This window comes from Arthrobacter sp. 9MFCol3.1 (assembly GCF_000620385.1).
GTDB lineage: Bacteria > Actinomycetota > Actinomycetes > Actinomycetales > Micrococcaceae > Arthrobacter.
The window spans coordinates 63,836-80,102 of the sequence record NZ_JIBJ01000005.1 but is presented as its reverse complement, the minus strand read 5'-3'; the positions used below and the strand labels follow the sequence as shown (position 1 = coordinate 80,102).

Below are 16,267 nucleotides of genomic sequence, written 5' to 3'. Positions count from 1 at the left end.
ACCTGGATTCGGAAAACCTCGAAAAACCTTAGACGTCGAAGTCGACCGTGACTTCCGGGGTGGTGGGGTGCGACTGGCAGGTCAGGACGTAGCCCTTGTCGAGCTCATCCTGCTCCAGGGCGTAGTTCTCGTCCATGGTGACGTTGCCGCTGACCACCTTGGCCCGGCAGGTGCCGCAGACGCCGCCGGCGCAGGCGAACGGCACATCGGGGCGGACCCGGAGGGCGGCGTTGAGGATGGACTCGCGGGCATGGGTGGGGCTGGCCACTTCGCCCTGCAGCCCGTCCAGCTTGAACGTGATCTTGTAGGTTTCCTTGGATTCGTCCGTGACCACGGGCCGGCCAACGTTGCCCTCGGGGCGTTCCGGCTTGCCCGAGGTGAACAGTTCGAAGCGGACGTGCTCCGGGGCGACGCCGCGCGCGGCGAGCGTGTCCCGGCAGAGCTGGACGAGTTCGAAGGGGCCGCAAAGGAACCATTCGTCAACGTCGTCGGCGTGGATCGCGGTGCCCAGCAGGGCCTGCAGCTTCTCGGCGTCGATCCTGCCGCTGAGCAGCGGCGCGATCCGCTGTTCACGCGAAAGGACGTGGTGCAATGCCAGCCGGGCGGGGTATCTGTCCTTCAGGTCCGCGAGTTCTTCCAGGAACATCACGTCCATGGCGGCCTTGTTGGCGTAGATGAGGTCGAAGCGGGTCTGCGGGTGGGCCGCCAGCAGGGTGCGGGCGATGGCGATCACCGGGGTGATGCCGGAGCCGGCGGCGATCGCCACGAAGGAGCCGGGCTCACCCGCCAGTTCCGTTGCCATGTCCTGCGGATGGTTCATCGAGTTCATGATGTTCTGTTCCACAGATTTGCCGTCGCGGCCGTGCTTGGAGACAAAGGCACCCATGGGGCTCATGACGTCCAGGGCGTCGCCGGCCTTGAGCTCGGCATTGGCCCACGTGGAGAACAGGCCCCCGAGGTCTTTCTTGATGGCGACGCGGATTTCGCTGCTGCCGTCCGCGAAACTGCGCGGTTCGGCGCAGATCGAGTAGCTGCGGCGGATCTCGTGCGGCTGGCCGTCGGCGTCGGGCAGCGTGGTGCGCAGCGCGACGTACTGGCCCGGCAGGTAGTCGAACTGCCCGGCGAGCTCGGCCGGGACCCCGAACGTCACCTCGATGGCGTCGTCGGTGAGCCGGCGGACCTCGTCCACCGTCAGCGTGTGGAAGGACGCACGACGGCGGCCGGTGGCTGCGGCCGACTCCGCGGCGGTCTGGCGGACAACCTTCATGGAGGCACCTGTTCCTTACAAGACTTTGAAGTAGTCGAACGGTTCCTTGCAGTCCTGGCACACGTAGAGGGCCTTGCAGGAAGTGGAACCGAAGCGGGTGAGTTCTTTGGTGTTGAGGGATGAGCACTGGGGGCACTTGACGGCAAGCGCGAGCCGGACCGGGCCGGCGTGCCGGACTGCTTTTCCGTCAACAGCTGTGTGGCCGGACGGTGGGGCTATCCCGTACTGCTCCAGCTTGGCCTTGCCTTCCGCACTCATCCAGTCAGTGGTCCAGGCCGGCGAGAGGACCAGTTCGATCCGGACGCTCGGGTACCCCGCGCGGTGGAAAGCCGCGGTGAGGTCATCCCGGATGGCGTCCATGGCGGGGCAGCCGGAGTACGTCGGGGTGATGGTGACCTGGACGGCGGGAACCATCCCGCCGTCGTCAGTGCTTGGTTCCGTCGAGACCTGGACATCGCGGAGGATGCCGAGGTCCGCGATGGTGAGGACCGGGATTTCGGGGTCGCACACTGTGGCAGCCACCGCCCAGGCCTTTTCCTTGGCGGTGTTGCCCTTGGCGGCATTGCGGCGCTCGGCGGTTTCCGGATCAGAGACAAACATTTCCATGGTGTCTACCAGCTGGCCCCGGGGTGCTCGCGGGCGAGCACCTGCATCTCGGCGAGGATGTAGCCGAGGTGTTCGGAGTGCAGGCCGCGGCGGCCCCCGCCCGGTGTTGGCTGGACGTTGGGGACCTCAAGCTCCGCTTCGGCCAGAACCTCGCCGGTGAGCCGGTCGAAGTCCTCGCGCAGGCTCGACGGCTGGGGCGCGGCGCCGGCTTCGCTGAGGCGTCCGGTGAGTTCGTCATCGTGGAACAGCTCATCAACGAAGGGCCAGACGACTTTGAACGCGTGGATCATCCGCTGGCGCGATTCGTCCGTGCCGAGGGCCAGACGCAGCACCCACTGGGCGCTGTGGTCCCGGTGGTAGTCCACTTCCTTGACCGCCTTGGCGGCGATGCCGGCCAGGGTGGAGTCGGTGGAGGACATCAGCCGGCGGTAGAGCTCGAACTGGTAGTAGCTGACCACGAACTGCCGGGCGATGGTGACTGCGAAGTCCCCGTTCGGCTGCTCGAAGAGCGCCGCGGAGCGGAACTCATGCTCGCTGCGGAAGTAGGCGAGATCGTCTTCGCTGCGCCCGTCCAGCCCGCCGGCGTAGCTGAGGAAGGACCGGGCATGGCCCAGTTCGTCCAGGGCGATGTTGCCGAGGGCGACGTCCTCTTCGAGCTCCGGGGCCCTTGAGATCCAGTGGCCCAGCCGCTGGGCCAGGATCAGGGCGTCGTCACCCAGGCGCAGCGCGAACTCGGCAGCGTCTTCGCTCGGCTTCGCGGAGCCGCGGCTGACGGCGAGGGCAATGTCCTCCGGACGGAGGGCGTTGCCGGGCGTGATGCGGGTGGCGCTGGCCGTGGCCTCGCCGCTACCGCTGGCTCCGGTGACGCCGACGTTGATGTCGCCATGGCCGGCCGTTTCTTCTGCCGGCAGGGCAGTTTCGGGAGTGGTGCTCACAGGTGCTTCACGCCCTCACTCTTGGTGTAGTAGGTGGCGTGGCGGTAGTCCTTGCCCTGGGGGGATTCGAAGAAGGAACCCTTGGAATCGGGGTCGCTGGAGGCGATGGCCTCGGCCGGGACCACCCAGATGGACACCCCTTCGTTGCGGCGGGTGTAGAGGTCCCGCGCGTTGCGCAGGGCCATGGCCGCGTCGGGCGCGTGCAGCGATCCTGCATGGACGTGGGACAGGCCGCGGCTGGAGCGGACAAACACTTCCCAGATGGGCCAGACGTTTCCTGCTTGGGGTTCGGCGGGGGCCACGGCGACAGGGGTCCCCGGCCGAGCCTGCGAGGTTGGGGTGTTGTTGGGGATCATGCTGCGGATACCTTTTCTGCTTGCTTCTTTGCCTGCTTTTCCGCGTAGGCGGCGGCGGCTTCGCGCACCCAGGCGCCGTTCTGGTGTGCCTCGCGGCGCCGTTCCAGGCGCTGGGCGTTGCAGGGGCCGCGGCCGGCCAGGACTTCATGGAATTCAGCCCAGTCCAGCGGCCCGTGCTCCCACTTCTTGGTTTCCTCGTTGAACCGGATGTCCTCGTCCGGAAGCGTCAGGCCGAGGACCTTGACCTGCTCCATCATCATGCCGACAAACCGGTTGCGGAGTTCGTCATTGCTGAACCGCTTGATGTTCCAGGCCATGGACTGCTTGGAGTTGGGCGAATCGTCGTCCGGCGGGCCGAACATCATCAGGGCAGGGGCGTACCAGCGGTTTACCGCTTCCTGCGCCATCTGCTTCTGTTCCGGGGTGCCGCTGGAGAGTTCCAGCAGGATCTCAAAGCCCTGGCGCTGGTGGAAGGACTCTTCCTTGCAGACCCGCACCATGGCCCGGCCGTAGGGGCCGAAGGAGGCGCGGCAGAGCGGCACCTGGTTGGCGATCGCGGCGCCGTCGACCATCCAGCCGATGGCACCCATGTCGGCCCAGGTGCGGGCGGGGTAGTTGAAGATGGAGGAGTACTTGGCCTTGCCGTCCATCAGGTCCTGCATCATCTGATCGCGCGGCTGGCCGAGGGTTTCGGCAGCGGAATACAAGTAGAGTCCGTGGCCGGCCTCGTCCTGGACCTTGGCCATGAGGATGGCCTTACGCTTCAGGCTCGGGGCGCGGGAGATCCAGTTGGCTTCGGGCTGCATGCCAATGATCTCCGAGTGCGCGTGCTGCGAGATCTGGCGCAGGAGCGTTTTGCGGTAGGCCGGGGGCATCCAGTCACGCGGCTCGATCCGGGAATCTTCCGCCATGACCTTGTCGAAGTACGCCTGGCCCTCGGCGTCGCGCCGGGCCGCGTCCTCGGGGCTCGGTTCATGCCGTGCCGGCGATGGCTCGGCGGGCACTGACTGCAGGGTCTGCGATGCCATGGTTGCTCCTAATGATTTCCGATAAATAATTACCGACCGTTCGTTCAGGATATGCGGAAGGCCGGAGATGCGTCAAGGACAGGAATCCGTGCAACGCTGGTTCTATGGATCTGGAGGTGTCGGCCGCGCTCACCATTCCCGCGTCGGAACTCCGCTGGCGGTTCTCGCGGTCATCCGGGCCCGGCGGCCAGCACGTCAACACCTCGGACAGCCGCGTCGAACTCTCGTGGAACGTCGCGGCCTCGACGGCGCTTTCGGATGGCCAACGGCTGATGCTGGCCACGCGCCTTGAACGGCGCCTCATCGCCGGCGTTATCACCGTGACCGCCGCCGAGCAGCGCTCTCAGCTGCGCAACCGCGAGACCGCCCTGGCCAAGCTCGCCGGCCTCGTGGCAGAGGGTCTTGCCCCCGAGGCTGCCCGCCGGCGGGCGACCAAACCCACCCGCGGCTCGAACCGTCGGCGCCTCGCCGCCAAGGAACAGCGGGCTGCAACGAAACAGCAACGACGGCGGCCGTCCGCCGAATAGCGCCCTCCAGGCATCCTTTCAGCGGGCAAACGCACGCCGGTGCCCGGGGAAGGATAAGCTCGAACATCACGTCGCCGCTAAGCATCACGACCCGGAAAAAGGAAGCCTTGGAGTCGTCCACACCCATTCGGATCCTGACCATCTGCACAGGAAACATCTGCCGTTCCCCCGTCGCAGAGCGCCTGCTCCAGGCAGGACTTGACCGGATGAAACCCGGCGCCTTCCAGGTGGAGAGTGCCGGCACGCGTGCCATGGTGGGCGAGCCCGTCCAGCCCAGCTCAGCGGATATCATCCGGGCCTATGGCGGAACACCGGAAGGCTTTGCCGCCCGGCAGTTGACGCCGAAGATCCTGCGCGACACCGATCTGGTCCTGACCATGGCCGCACATCACCGCGGCGAAGCGCTGCAGCTGGATGCCTCCGCGCTCCGGCGCACGTTTACCGTCCGTGAGTTCGCGCGCATGCTGAGCGTCCTGGAAGAGCGGGGCAGCACGCAGCGGGATGGCACGGCGGATCCGGCCGTGGACCTGGGAAGCTTTTGGCGCGAGGTGCCCGCCCGGGCCGCTGCGGTCCGGCACTTGACTCTTGCCCAGGACGCTTCAGAGGACGACGTCGTGGATCCCTACGGACGCGGCGAGGGAATGTACCGGCAGATGGAGTACGAGCTTGCGCCCGCGCTCTTCACCATCCTGCGTTTCGCGCGCACCGCGACTGAGCGGCACAACGGCTGAGCGGCACAGCGGCTGACTGGCAACGGCTGAGCGGCCGTAATAGCCGCGCACTCCCGGAGGAGTGTCGTTCGACGGGCCGGAGCTATGCCGCCAACATCCTGGCCCGGGGTACCGCCGTCGTTTCCACCGGCGCCACGATGCTGAGCTGGCATTCGGACTGAAGCGGATCAATGGCGGCGGGCAGGTGATGGGAGGCTGAGCACTCCCGCAGCTGCTCAAGGGCCGCCGGCTCCACCACGGCGTGGCTGACATCCAACACCAGGTGGAGTCCTTCCCTCAGGTGGTTCGCCCGCTTGACCACCACGTACAGGGCCTGGAGGCTTCTTGCCGTCACATGTCCCTGCGCTGCTACTTCTGCCTGACCGCAATCGAGGTCAAGCCTGACAAGAACCCGGAGTTTGTGGTTCAAACGATTCCCCTGTTCGTGCATTTACTGCTTTGGCCGCGACGCTGCGACCGGTTTGGCCGCGACGCTGCGACCGCCCCCAGCCTAGGCAGGGAGTGTGACGCAGGCAACAGTGCGCTTCATATCCGGGAAACCCCGCGTTATCTGGCGCCTTCTTGGGCCAGAAGTATTGTTGCCGTGCCCGGTGTACTGTAAAGAAGGCCGCCACCGCGCCCACTTTCCGGCGGCTGGCCCCGTCGCAGCCAGCCTGAGTACGGCCAGATAGATTCCGGGCACCGTCCCGACTGACCAAGAGGAACACATGACGCACCCCTTCGACAGCGCTGACCAAGTCCCCGCGGCCGGATCCAGGGAACGGCGGCCCCTGAAGAAACACCGAGGCCGCAAGGTGCTGATCGCCGTCGCCGTGGTGGTGGCGCTCGTCGCGGTGGTGGCTGGCGGCTACCTCTTCAACCTGGCACGGACCTTCGACTCCGGTACGAGCAAGATTGAGCAGGCCTTCCCCGACGAATCCACGCGGCCGCAGAAGACAAACTCCGCGATGAATATCCTGGTGAATGGCAGCGACAGCCGCGGCGCCGCCGAGGCTGATGCGGCGGGCGGAACGCCCACGAACCAGCGCGCGGACACGCTGATGCTCATGCACATCCCGGCGGACCGCAAGAACATCTACACCATGTCCATCATGCGCGACCTCTGGGTGGACATCCCCGGGCACGGCGAGGCGAAAATCAACTCGGCGCTGGCCCTTGGCGGTACGCCGCTGATGGTCCAGACCATCGAGTCGATCTTCCAGCAGCGCATCGATCACGTGGCGATGATCGACTTTGAAGGCTTCAAGGGACTCACCGACGCGTTGGGCGGGGTAAGCGTGAACATCAAGGTGCCGTTCACCTCGACCGCACTGCCTGGCCAGTCCTTCGCCCCGGGCCAGCACACCTTCGACGGAACCCAAGCCCTGGCCTTCGTGCGCGAACGCCATGCCTACGCCGACGGCGACTACCAGCGGGTCCGCAACCAGCAGGAGTTCCTGCGGGCCATCATCAAGAAATCGATCGCCGGCCAGACGCTGAGCAACCCGATCACCATCAACAACATGGTCAGTGCCGTCTCGCCGTTCGTCACGGTCGACAAGACCTTCGATTCGGGCGCCGTGGCAGGGCTGGGGCTCGAACTCAAGGACATCCGGGCGCAGAACACCGTCATGTTCACCCTGCCGACCGGGGGCATCGGAACGTCCACGGACGGCCAGTCGATCGTGCTGGCCGACCCGGACGCCATCCAGAAAATCTCCGCGGCGATGGCCTCTGACACCCTGGGCGAATACGTCGCGGCGAACAAGTTCGAGAACGGCAACTAACCCCGGCCGGGTGAGGCGCCCAGAGAGGCCCTTGGACCCATAGTCCGCGGCCGGGCGCAGTGGTAGCGTCCGCTTATGGGGAACGCTCCGGAGCCAGCAGCAGCGGCATCCGCGGCGTCCCCGCCCCCTCCCCCGCCCGCCGCGGCAGGCGCCCGCCGCCGGACGATGCTGCTGCTGGGAGTACTTCTCGCGGTCGCCGCCGCGGTGGCCGTCGCGGTCGCGGCGTACGTTCTCCCCGGGACCCGGCCCGGCAGCCCCGGACCGGCCGGAACCACGGCACCGGCCGCAGCCCCGGCGGCCGCGACCGCGACGCCGGCCAGCCCCACGCCGGCGCCCAGCCCCACGCCCACCCCGGAACCACCCGCCGTCGCCCTCAACATCCTGCTGATCGGGAGCGACAGCCGGGTGAATGAACGGGCGGCGGCGGCCGGCGGCACCACCTCCGACCAGCGCGGCGACGCCCTTGTGCTGATCCACCTCCCGGCGGACCGGAAGACCGTCTACGGCATCTCGATCATGCGCGACCTCTGGGTAGACATCCCCGGCCACGGGGCCGCGAAGGTGAATGCCGCCCTGGAACTGGGCGGAGTGCCGCTGATGACGCGGACGGTGGAGGTGCTGCTGGGTGCCCGCATCGACCACACGGTGATGCTGGATTTTCAAGGGTTCGCGGCCATGACGGACGCGCTCGGCGGCGTCGACGTCACCATCAAACAGCCATTCACCGCCACCGCAGATGACAAGGTGCATTTTCCGGCGGGCGTGAACCACCTTAACGGGCTGCAGGCCCTGGCCTTTGTCCGCGAACGCCATGCCTTCGCCGACGGCGATTACCAGCGGGTCCGGAACCAGCAGACTTTCCTGAAAGCCATGATGGCCAAGATGGCTTCCGAAGGCGGCCTGGCGGACCGCGGCACCGTCCGCAAACTCATCAAAACGGTGCTGCCGCACGTGACTTTGGACGCAAGCTTCACCCTGAAGCCGCTGGAAAACCTCGCCTTCAGCCTGCGGAACACCCCGCCGGGGCGTGCCGTGTTCTTCACCCTGCCGACCGCCGGCACCGGGACCAGCCGGGACGGCCAGTCGATTGTCCTGAAAGACCCTGCCGCGACCGCCGCGGTCTCCGCCGCACTGCGCTCGGGAACGCTCGCCGGCTACGTCGCGGCCAACAACCTGCAGAACGGCAATTGAGGCGCCGCTCTTCGGTAGATTGGGTCCATGACCCAGACTCCCGCCCAGCCGTCCCCGCAGCCTCCCGTCGCCCGGAAAGTTCCCTCGGTGCGCACCCACCACGGCGACGCATTCGAGGACAACTACGAGTGGCTCCGGGACAAGGAGTCCGCAGAGGTCGTGGACCTGCTCAAAGCGGAAAACTCCTACCAGGAGTCCGTAACCGCGCACCAGGAGCCGCTGCGCGAAGCGATCTTCCAGGAAATCAAGGGCCGCACCCAGGAAACTGACCTTTCCGTCCCGAACCGCAAGGACGGCTGGTGGTACTTCACCCGCTCCGTCGAGGGCAAGGAGTACGGCATCCACTGCCGTGTGCGCGGCCAGGACACCGGGGACCGCGTCGCGGACTGGACTCCCCCGGCCGTGGAGGCCGGCGTCGTCATCCCCGGCGAGGAAGTCCTCCTCGATGGCAACCTCGAGGCCGAGGGCAAGCCGTTCTTCGCCGTGGGCGGGGCCGCCACGACCATCGACGGCACCCTCTATGCCTATGCCGTGGACAACGCCGGCGACGAGCGCTTCACGCTGCGGATCAAGGACCTCCGCACCGGCGAGCTGCTGCCGGACGTGATCGAGAACGTCTTCTACGGCATCTCCTTCTCCCCCGACGGCAGCCGGATCTTCTACACCGTGGTCGACGACTCGTGGCGGCCGTACCAGGTCAAGTCCCACGTGCTCGGCACACCTGTCGGGGAGGACACGGTCATCTACCAGGAGGACGACGTCGCCATGTGGCTCGGCTTCGAGCTCTCGGCCGACCGGCGCCACCTGGTGCTCAGCATCGGCTGCTCCGAGTTCAGCGAGACACGCCTGCTGCGCTTTGACGACCTCGACGCCGGCCTGCGCACCGTGATCTCCCGCGACGAGCGCATCCTCTACGAGGCCGAGCCGTTCCTGCTGACGGACGCCTCGGGCCGGGGCCAGGAGCGGATCCTGCTCACCCACGACAAGGACGCCATCAATTCCATGGTCTCGCTGGTGGACCCGGCCGAGCTCGCCAAGCCGCTCGCCGAGCAGCACTGGGACACCGTCGTCGCCCATTCCGACCAGGTCCGGGTCAACGGCGCCGGCGTCACGTCGACCCACGCGGTGGTCTCCGTGCGCAAGGACACCATTGAACGGGTCCAGGTCCTGCCCCTGGCCGGGCTGGGCACACCGGAGCAGGGCGCCGCGGTGGAACCTGCGTTTGCCGAGGAGCTGTATACGGCCGGCGTCGCGGGCTCCGACTACGAGGCGCCCGTGATCCGGATGGGCTATACCTCGTACTTCACCCCGTCGCGGGTCTACGACTTCGTGCTGCCCACTCCGGAGCTCCCAGCCGGTGAACTGCTGCTGCGCAAGGAGAGCCCGGTGCTCGGCGGCTACTCGCCGTCGGACTACGTCGCCACCCGGGAATGGGCGGTGGCCTCCGACGGGACCCGGATTCCGCTCTCGGTCCTCCGCCACGCCTCCGTCCGGCAGGATTCGACGGCGGCCGGCCTGGTGTACGGCTACGGCTCCTACGAAATGAGCATGGATCCGGGCTTCGGGATCCCCCGGCTGTCCCTGCTGGACCGGGGCATCGTGTTCGTGATCGCCCACATCCGCGGCGGCGGCGAGCTGGGCCGGCACTGGTACGACGACGGGAAGAAGCTGCACAAGAAAAACACGTTCACCGACTTCATTGCGGCCACGGACTGGCTTGCCGGTTCCGGCTGGGTGGACCCGGCCCGGATCGCGGCGATGGGCGGCTCCGCGGGCGGCCTGCTGATGGGCGCCGTCGCCAACCTGGCGCCGGAAAAGTACGCGGCGATTGTTGCCGCCGTCCCGTTCGTGGACGCGTTGACCACCATCCTGGACCCGGAGCTTCCGCTCTCGGCGCTGGAGTGGGAGGAGTGGGGCAACCCGATCACCGACCCGGACGTGTACGCGTACATGAAGTCGTACACGCCCTACGAGAACGTCCGCGCCGTGGCGTACCCGAAGATCGCCGCGGTCACCAGCTTCAACGACACCCGCGTGCTCTACGTGGAGCCGGCCAAATGGGTGCAGCGGCTGCGCGAGGTGAACACCGGCAGCGAACCGGTCGTCCTGAAAATCGAGATGGAGGGCGGCCACGGCGGCGCCTCGGGCCGGTACGTGCAGTGGCGCGAACGGGCCTGGGACTACGCGTTCGTCGCCGATTCCCTCGGCGCCACCGAACTGCTGCCCGGAGCCGGATTGAAGTAAGAACCCCGTCGGTTGCTCCGTAGCCGCCCTTTTGGACCTCCATTAGGGCAGCTACGGAGCAACCGATGCGTTTTCCGGCCGGTCAGCCGTCCTTACGGGAATAATCCGGGAGCCCGCTACCGCCTATTTGGTCATCATGCTTACTATTTACTGGCATGATGGGCCTTCGACGTGGAACCCGTCCGCTGGGGGCGGGGCGTCGAAGGGCTTTGACCGGGCACTGGGTGCCGGAGATGGAGTTTGTTATGAGCGTTGAGCAGGGAATGACCCCGTTGACTGATGATGAGCTGATGGCGCAGGGCGGCACGGCTCTTCCGGACAAGGAAGTCGCCTCCGTCCTGGACCTGAACGCCGACCTGAACCTGGGGATCAGCGCAGCGGCGCCGATCGACCTCGGCATCGCGGCCAACGCCAACGTGGCCGCCCCGATTGACGCGGCCGCCTCGGCTAACGTGCTCTCAGTCGGGTCCGAATCCCAGGCCCTCGCCGACCAGGGCACCATCATCAACCAGGGCGTCACAGGCGATGCCACGGCAGACTCCACCCAGGACAGTGTCATCGAGCAGGGCACCGGCGCGGATGCCGGCACCGGTACCGATGCCGCCCCTGCGCCCGCGCCTGCCGCCACGGATCCGGCCGCGTCTGCTACCACGGCCGACCTCGGCGGCGCCGTACCCGCCGATGCCACCGGCGTCCTGCCGGATGGCACGGCCCCGGACCTGGGCGGCGCGCTGCCGACGGACGTGGGAGCCGCCGCCGGCGCCGCGGGCGCCCTCAGCGGCAACCTGCTCAACGTCGACGTGAACCTGGACGCCAACGCGGGCATCGCGGCACCGATCAATGGTGCGGTGGCCGCCAACGCCAACGTGGCCGCGCCGATCGACGCTGCCGTCGGCGCCAACATCGGCTCAATCGACAGCAACGCGTTCGCCGTCGCCCAGCAGGATGCCATCATCAACCAGGACATCCATGGCGACGCTACGGCGTCGGCTGACCAGCAGTCCGACCTGAAGCAGTAGCACCTAGATGAGCACAGTGCACGGAGGGCCGTCCGGGCAGGACGGCCCTCCCGCCGCGCCTGCCGCCGTCGGCGCCACAGCCGACGCCCCATCGCCCGTCGCCGACTCCGGCGCTGGCGCTGGCGCCCCATCGCCCGTCGCCGGCGCCGACTCCGGCGCTGGCGCTGGCGCGCGCGGCGCCGCCGGGCCGGCGTCGTCCGTGGCGGTCGCCCTGCAGCCGGTTCCGGCGCGGGCCGCCGGCGTCCAGCTGATCGGCGAGGCGAAAGGGTCCGGTTACAAGGAAGCCCCGTCCCTGGTGCGCCGTGCCGATGGCCAGACCATCCAGCTCACCCGCCTGCTGTACCTGGTGCTCGAGGCGATCGACGGCCAGCGGGGCATCGAAGAAATCGCCGGGCACGCCAGCGACAGTTTCGGACGGCTCGTCAGTGCCGAGAACGTCCGCACGCTGATCACCTCCCAGCTGCTCCCCCTCGGGCTCCTGCAACTGGCGGACGGTTCCGAGCCCGCGGTGAAGAAATCGAATCCGCTGCTGGGCATGCGGTTCCGGTACTCGGTGACCGATCCGGACCGCACCCGGAAGATCACGGCGCCGTTCGCCACGCTGTTCAACCCCTTGATCGTGGTGGCCGTGACTGCTGCCTTCCTGGCCACGTGCTGGTGGGTGCTGATGGTCAAGGGGCTGGCGTCAGCCACGCATGAGGCCTTCGCCAACCCCGGCCTGGTGCTGCTGATCCTGGTGGTCACGGTGCTCTCGGCCGGTTTCCATGAGTTCGGCCACGCCGCCGCCGCCCGCCGCGGCGGGGCCACCCCCGGAGCCATGGGGACGGGCCTGTACCTGATGTGGCCGGCCTTCTATACCGACGTCACGGATTCCTACCGGCTGGGGCGCGGCGGCCGGCTGCGCACGGACCTCGGCGGACTGTACTTCAACGCCATCGTGGCCGTCGCGATCATGGGCATCTGGTGGGCCACCGGCTTCGATGCGCTGCTGCTTGTGGTGGTCACCCAGATCCTGCAGATGGTCCGGCAGCTGATGCCACTGGTCCGCTTTGACGGCTACCACATCCTGGCCGACGCTACTGGCGTCCCGGACCTGTTCCAGCGGATCAAACCCACGCTGCTGGCCCTGGTGCCGTGGCGGAAGACTGATCCCGAAGCCGGGCTCCTGAAGCCCTGGGCGCGGGCCGTGGTCACCATCTGGGTGTTGGTCACGGTCCCCCTGCTTCTGTTCAGCATGGCCACCATGGTGCTCACCCTGCCGCGCGTCCTGGGCACCGCCTGGGACAACGGCCTGAAGCAGCAGGCCATGCTTTCCCACAGCGTCGCCACCGGGGACGTCGCCGACGCCGCCGTCCGGGTGATCGCGATCGCCTGCCTCGCGCTGCCGGTGCTGGGCATCTTGTACATCCTGCTGCGCCTGGTCCGCCAGCTGGCCACCGGGTTGTGGCGCAAGACCCGCGGCAAGGCCCTCCAACGTGCCACCGCCATCGTTGCGATCGCGGCGGTGGCGGCGGGCCTCGCCTGGGCCTGGTGGCCCGGCGCTGACACCTACCGCCCGGTCCAGCCCTACGAGCGCGGCACCCTGGCCGACGCCACCACCGCCGTCTTCCCGGCCGCCACCGCGGCCCGGATGGCCGAGGGCCAGTCAGGAACGACCGTTGCCCTGTGGCCGGAGGGCGCCCGGCGGCCCACACGCGAGGACCCGCAGCTGAGCATGGTCCTGGTACCCCGGCAGTCCGGCACCTCCACCACGGCCGGCCCCGCGGCGGCGCCCGCTGCCCCTTCCTGGGTGTTCCCCTTCGACAAGCCGGCCGCGCCGGAGGACGACGGCAACCAGTCGCTCGCGGTCAACACCACTGACGGTTCCGTGGTCTACGACGTCGCCTTCGCCCTGGTCTGGGCCGAGGACGGTGACACCGTGGACACCCGGAATGAGGCCTACGCCTTTGCCAGCTGCGCGGACTGCGCCGCCGTGGCGGTGGGCTTCCAGGTGGTCCTGATTGTGGGCCAGACCGACGTGATCGTTCCGGAAAACCTCTCGGCGTCAGCGAACTACAACTGCGTCCGGTGCCTGACCTACGCCCTGGCCAGCCAGCTTGTCTTGACCCTCGACGGGCCCCTGAGCAGCGACGGCATGGCCAGGCTCAACGCGCTGTGGCAGGAGATCGCCGCTTACGGCAAGGACCTGCGGAACCAGCCGCTCTCGGAGATCCAGGGCCGGCTCAGCGCCTATAAGGAACAGATCATGGCGGTCATCAAGGCCGATCCGAACGCCACCCCGGCCGGGTCCGCCGGCACGGCCTCGACGCCGGGGGCCACTCCCGGTGCCACCTCCGGCGCCACGCCTGCCGCCACCACGGGAGCCAGCACCGGCAGCACGCCTGGTGCGACTCCCGGCGCCACTGCGGGAGCCACCCCCGGCAGCACGCAGGCCCCGGCCCCGGGACCCACGGGAGCGGCGGCGCCGACTGGCGGTACGACGTCGTCCGGGGCCACCCCGGGTTCCTCTGCCACGGTGCCGGCAGGACAGCAACTGACGCAACCCGCGGCACCCGAACCGGGCACGGTTTCACCGGCGCCCGCGTCGACCGCGCCGCCGGCGCCCTAAGCCGGGAACCCGAATCGGGTTCAAATCGGGTTTAAATCGGGTTCGAATTGACGCAGATGGCCGGAATGGGGACTTCATTCCGGCCATCTGCGTCAGACCGGTGTCCCGTTAGGTCGTTGGTCCGTGGTTTTGGGGCTTCCCGGCGCCGTCAGTCGCCGGATACCTGCTGCCGGGCCTTCCACTCGTCTGCGAGGATGGCGTACACCACCTCCGTGGCCCATTCGCCCTTGTAGTGCCATTTGTCCACCTGCCGTGATTCCAGGCGCATGCCGAGCCGTTCACAGAGCGCCGCCGAGGCCGTGTTCAGGGCATCGAGCTTGGCGTCGATGCGGTGGAAGCCCAGATCCTCAAAGCCGAGCTTGAGCAGCGCCCGGGCGGCCTCACTCGCGATGCCCCGGCCCCGCGCCTCCGGGGCCAGGCTCCAGCCGATCTCGGCCTGCCCGCACCCGTCCAGCCATTTCAGCACCACCTCGCCGAGGAGTCCGGGCGAATCCTGGGCCTCGATGGCCAGGGCCACCCAGTCGCCCTCCTTCTCGAACTCGAAGTTGGCGTACCGTCCCACCGTTTCCATCGACTGGGTGTAACTCTTGGCCTCCCGGGGCAGGAACCGGGCGGTTTCCGGGAGCGAGTGGTAGGCGTGGAAGGCATCGAGGTCGGCGGCGGCAAAGCGACGCAGCACCAGCCGTTCAGTGCGGATGGGCAGCGGAGGCAGGGGCTTGGGTTCGGTCACATCTCCAACGCTACCCAATCAACTGCTCCGTAAGCGCCGTTTTGAGCCGCCACAAGGGCGGCTACGGAGCAACGGATGCCCGGGCGACGACGGCGGCCGTTGCCTCTGCGATCGCCCGCTCCTCGTCGGTGGGCACCACGAGGACCGGCAGGGCCGACGTCGGGGTGGAAATGACGCGCGGTTCCCTGGACCGCTCCCGGTTCAGCCCGGCGTCGAGCTCGACGCCGAGGGCACCGAGCCGCTGCGCCACCAGGTTGCGGAACTGGTGTGAGTTCTCGCCGATCCCGGCCGTGAACACGAGGGCCTTCGCGCCGCCAACGGCCACGTGGTAGCCGCCGATGTACTTCGCGAGCCGGTAGGACGCAACCGCCAGGGCCATGGCTGCCTTGGCGTCGCCGGCCTCCGCGGCCTCCACCACGGAGCGCATGTCGTTGTTTCCGGCCAGGCCCTTGAGCCCGGACTGCCGGTTCAGCATCGAATCCAGGTCCTCGGGGGACCAGCCGTTCCGGCCCAGGAAGACCAGGATGGACGGATCGAGGTCGCCGGAGCGGGTGCCCATGACCAGGCCTTCAAGGGGCGTGAATCCCATGGAGGTGTCGATCGACTGGCCGCCTCGGATGGCCGTGACCGAGGCGCCGTTCCCCAGGTGGGCGATCACGGCGTCGAACTCCTCGACCGGAACATCCAGCAGCGCCGCCGCCCGGTGCGCAACGTATTCGTGCGAGGTGCCGTGGAACCCGTAGCGGCGGATCCCGTGGTTGGTGTAGAGCTCGTCCGGCACCGCATAGCGCCAGGCGTGCTCGGGCAGGGTGCGGTGGAAGGCGGTGTCAAACACGGCCACCTGCGGCAGTTCGGGCCACTTCTTCGAGATCGCGCGGATGCCAAGGACGTTGGCCGGGTTGTGCAGCGGTGCGAGCGGGTTCAGCCGTTCAATGGCCCGGGTGATCTCGTTGTTGACCAGCACCGGTTCGGCGAAGCGCTCACCGCCGTGCACCACGCGGTGGCCCACGGCATCCAGCACTCGGTCCCCCAAGGCTTCGTGGATGGCCGCGTCCACCTGTTCCAGCGCCTCGGCGTGGTCGCGCGGGCCCTCGATCTGGCCGTCGCCCTCGCCGCCGGCACCCATGCCGATCTTCTCGACCAGACCTTCGGTGAGCACGTTGCCGGCCTCGACGTCGCGCACCTGGTACTTGAGCGAGGACGAGCCGGAGTTGATGACGAGCACGAGCATGGGGCCTCCTAAAGCCTTGGCTTCGACG

The 16,267-nt window shown here is 68.0% G+C and carries 15 protein-coding genes; 7 read left to right on the top strand and 8 right to left on the bottom strand.

Translation table 11 applies throughout. The features are described from left to right. Positions 1-28: 28 nt before the first annotated feature. Genes paaE through paaA form a run of 5 tightly spaced genes read right to left on the bottom strand, consistent with a single transcriptional unit; the run spans position 29 to position 4,192 of the window. A complete protein-coding gene (paaE, locus tag C560_RS0105580) occupies positions 29-1,267 on the bottom strand; it encodes a 1,2-phenylacetyl-CoA epoxidase subunit PaaE (RefSeq protein WP_026537449.1) in 1,239 nt (412 codons plus the stop codon). 15 nt (positions 1,268-1,282) lie between these two features. Further along, positions 1,283-1,867, bottom strand: coding sequence for a 1,2-phenylacetyl-CoA epoxidase subunit PaaD (gene paaD / locus C560_RS0105575; RefSeq protein ID WP_026537448.1), 585 nt, complete (start codon positions 1,865-1,867; stop codon positions 1,283-1,285). 11 nt (positions 1,868-1,878) lie between these two features. Further along, complete coding sequence (gene paaC, locus C560_RS0105570; protein ID WP_018775121.1) at positions 1,879-2,808, bottom strand: 1,2-phenylacetyl-CoA epoxidase subunit PaaC; 930 nt, start codon at positions 2,806-2,808, stop codon at positions 1,879-1,881. Beyond that, entirely contained in the window at positions 2,805-3,164 is a 360-nt protein-coding gene (gene paaB, locus C560_RS0105565) for a 1,2-phenylacetyl-CoA epoxidase subunit PaaB (RefSeq protein ID WP_026537447.1), read from the bottom strand. The genes paaC and paaB overlap by 4 nt, the downstream gene beginning before the upstream one ends. Further along, positions 3,161-4,192, bottom strand: a complete 1,032-nt coding sequence (gene paaA / locus C560_RS0105560) for a 1,2-phenylacetyl-CoA epoxidase subunit PaaA (RefSeq protein ID WP_026537446.1) — start codon at positions 4,190-4,192, stop codon at positions 3,161-3,163. The genes paaB and paaA overlap by 4 nt, the downstream gene beginning before the upstream one ends. Before the next feature lie 104 nt (positions 4,193-4,296). Here paaA and arfB point away from each other — a divergent pair, with 104 nt between their 5' ends. Beyond that, positions 4,297-4,719 carry an alternative ribosome rescue aminoacyl-tRNA hydrolase ArfB gene (arfB, locus tag C560_RS0105555; RefSeq protein ID WP_026537445.1) on the top strand — a complete coding sequence of 141 codons (423 nt, stop codon included), beginning with the start codon at positions 4,297-4,299 and terminating at the stop codon, positions 4,717-4,719. A 107-nt stretch (positions 4,720-4,826) separates the two neighbouring features. Next, on the top strand, positions 4,827-5,450 hold the full coding sequence (locus C560_RS0105550) for an arsenate reductase/protein-tyrosine-phosphatase family protein (RefSeq protein ID WP_026537444.1): 624 nt from the start codon (positions 4,827-4,829) through the stop codon (positions 5,448-5,450). A gap of 82 nt (positions 5,451-5,532) precedes the next feature. Here C560_RS0105550 and C560_RS0105545 read toward each other — a convergent pair whose 3' ends face one another. Next, positions 5,533-5,784 carry a hypothetical protein gene (locus tag C560_RS0105545; RefSeq protein WP_018775116.1) on the bottom strand — a complete coding sequence of 84 codons (252 nt, stop codon included), beginning with the start codon at positions 5,782-5,784 and terminating at the stop codon, positions 5,533-5,535. Positions 5,785-6,157: 373 nt separating this feature from the next. Here C560_RS0105545 and C560_RS0105540 point away from each other — a divergent pair, with 373 nt between their 5' ends. From C560_RS0105540 to C560_RS21320, 5 genes are all read left to right on the top strand, one after another. Continuing rightward, entirely contained in the window at positions 6,158-7,216 is a 1,059-nt protein-coding gene (locus C560_RS0105540) for an LCP family protein (protein WP_026537443.1), read from the top strand. A 75-nt stretch (positions 7,217-7,291) separates the two neighbouring features. Continuing rightward, a complete protein-coding gene (locus tag C560_RS21325; protein ID WP_231494277.1) occupies positions 7,292-8,407 on the top strand; it encodes an LCP family protein in 1,116 nt (371 codons plus the stop codon). Positions 8,408-8,434: 27 nt separating this feature from the next. Further along, positions 8,435-10,651, top strand: a complete 2,217-nt coding sequence (locus C560_RS0105530) for a S9 family peptidase (protein WP_026537442.1) — start codon at positions 8,435-8,437, stop codon at positions 10,649-10,651. 245 nt (positions 10,652-10,896) lie between these two features. Next, positions 10,897-11,670, top strand: a complete 774-nt coding sequence (locus C560_RS0105525; RefSeq protein WP_026537441.1) for a hypothetical protein — start codon at positions 10,897-10,899, stop codon at positions 11,668-11,670. Between the two features lie 7 nt (positions 11,671-11,677). Further along, entirely contained in the window at positions 11,678-14,278 is a 2,601-nt protein-coding gene (locus C560_RS21320) for a hypothetical protein (protein ID WP_026537440.1), read from the top strand. A gap of 148 nt (positions 14,279-14,426) precedes the next feature. On the opposite strand, the gene C560_RS0105515 is transcribed toward C560_RS21320, so the two are convergent. Both C560_RS0105515 and C560_RS0105510 read right to left on the bottom strand, forming a co-directional pair. Continuing rightward, positions 14,427-15,008: a GNAT family N-acetyltransferase gene (locus C560_RS0105515; protein WP_026537439.1), complete on the bottom strand. Its 582-nt coding sequence runs from the start codon at positions 15,006-15,008 to the stop codon at positions 14,427-14,429. A gap of 61 nt (positions 15,009-15,069) precedes the next feature. Beyond that, on the bottom strand, positions 15,070-16,239 hold the full coding sequence (locus C560_RS0105510; protein ID WP_026537438.1) for an acetate kinase: 1,170 nt from the start codon (positions 16,237-16,239) through the stop codon (positions 15,070-15,072). Positions 16,240-16,267: the final 28 nt, after the last annotated feature.

Coding starts and splice junctions, on each gene's coding strand:
- paaE (WP_026537449.1), bottom strand. CDS start 1,267: ATGAAGGTTGTCCGCCAGACCGCCGCGGAGTCGGCCGCAGCCACCGGC.
- paaD (WP_026537448.1), bottom strand. CDS start 1,867: ATGTTTGTCTCTGATCCGGAAACCGCCGAGCGCCGCAATGCCGCCAAG.
- paaB (WP_026537447.1), bottom strand. CDS start 3,164: ATGATCCCCAACAACACCCCAACCTCGCAGGCTCGGCCGGGGACCCCT.
- paaA (WP_026537446.1), bottom strand. CDS start 4,192: ATGGCATCGCAGACCCTGCAGTCAGTGCCCGCCGAGCCATCGCCGGCA.
- arfB (WP_026537445.1), top strand. CDS start 4,297: ATGGATCTGGAGGTGTCGGCCGCGCTCACCATTCCCGCGTCGGAACTC.
- C560_RS0105540 (WP_026537443.1), top strand. CDS start 6,158: ATGACGCACCCCTTCGACAGCGCTGACCAAGTCCCCGCGGCCGGATCC.
- C560_RS21325 (WP_231494277.1), top strand. CDS start 7,292: ATGGGGAACGCTCCGGAGCCAGCAGCAGCGGCATCCGCGGCGTCCCCG.
- C560_RS0105530 (WP_026537442.1), top strand. CDS start 8,435: ATGACCCAGACTCCCGCCCAGCCGTCCCCGCAGCCTCCCGTCGCCCGG.
- C560_RS0105525 (WP_026537441.1), top strand. CDS start 10,897: ATGAGCGTTGAGCAGGGAATGACCCCGTTGACTGATGATGAGCTGATG.
- C560_RS21320 (WP_026537440.1), top strand. CDS start 11,678: ATGAGCACAGTGCACGGAGGGCCGTCCGGGCAGGACGGCCCTCCCGCC.
- C560_RS0105510 (WP_026537438.1), bottom strand. CDS start 16,239: ATGCTCGTGCTCGTCATCAACTCCGGCTCGTCCTCGCTCAAGTACCAG.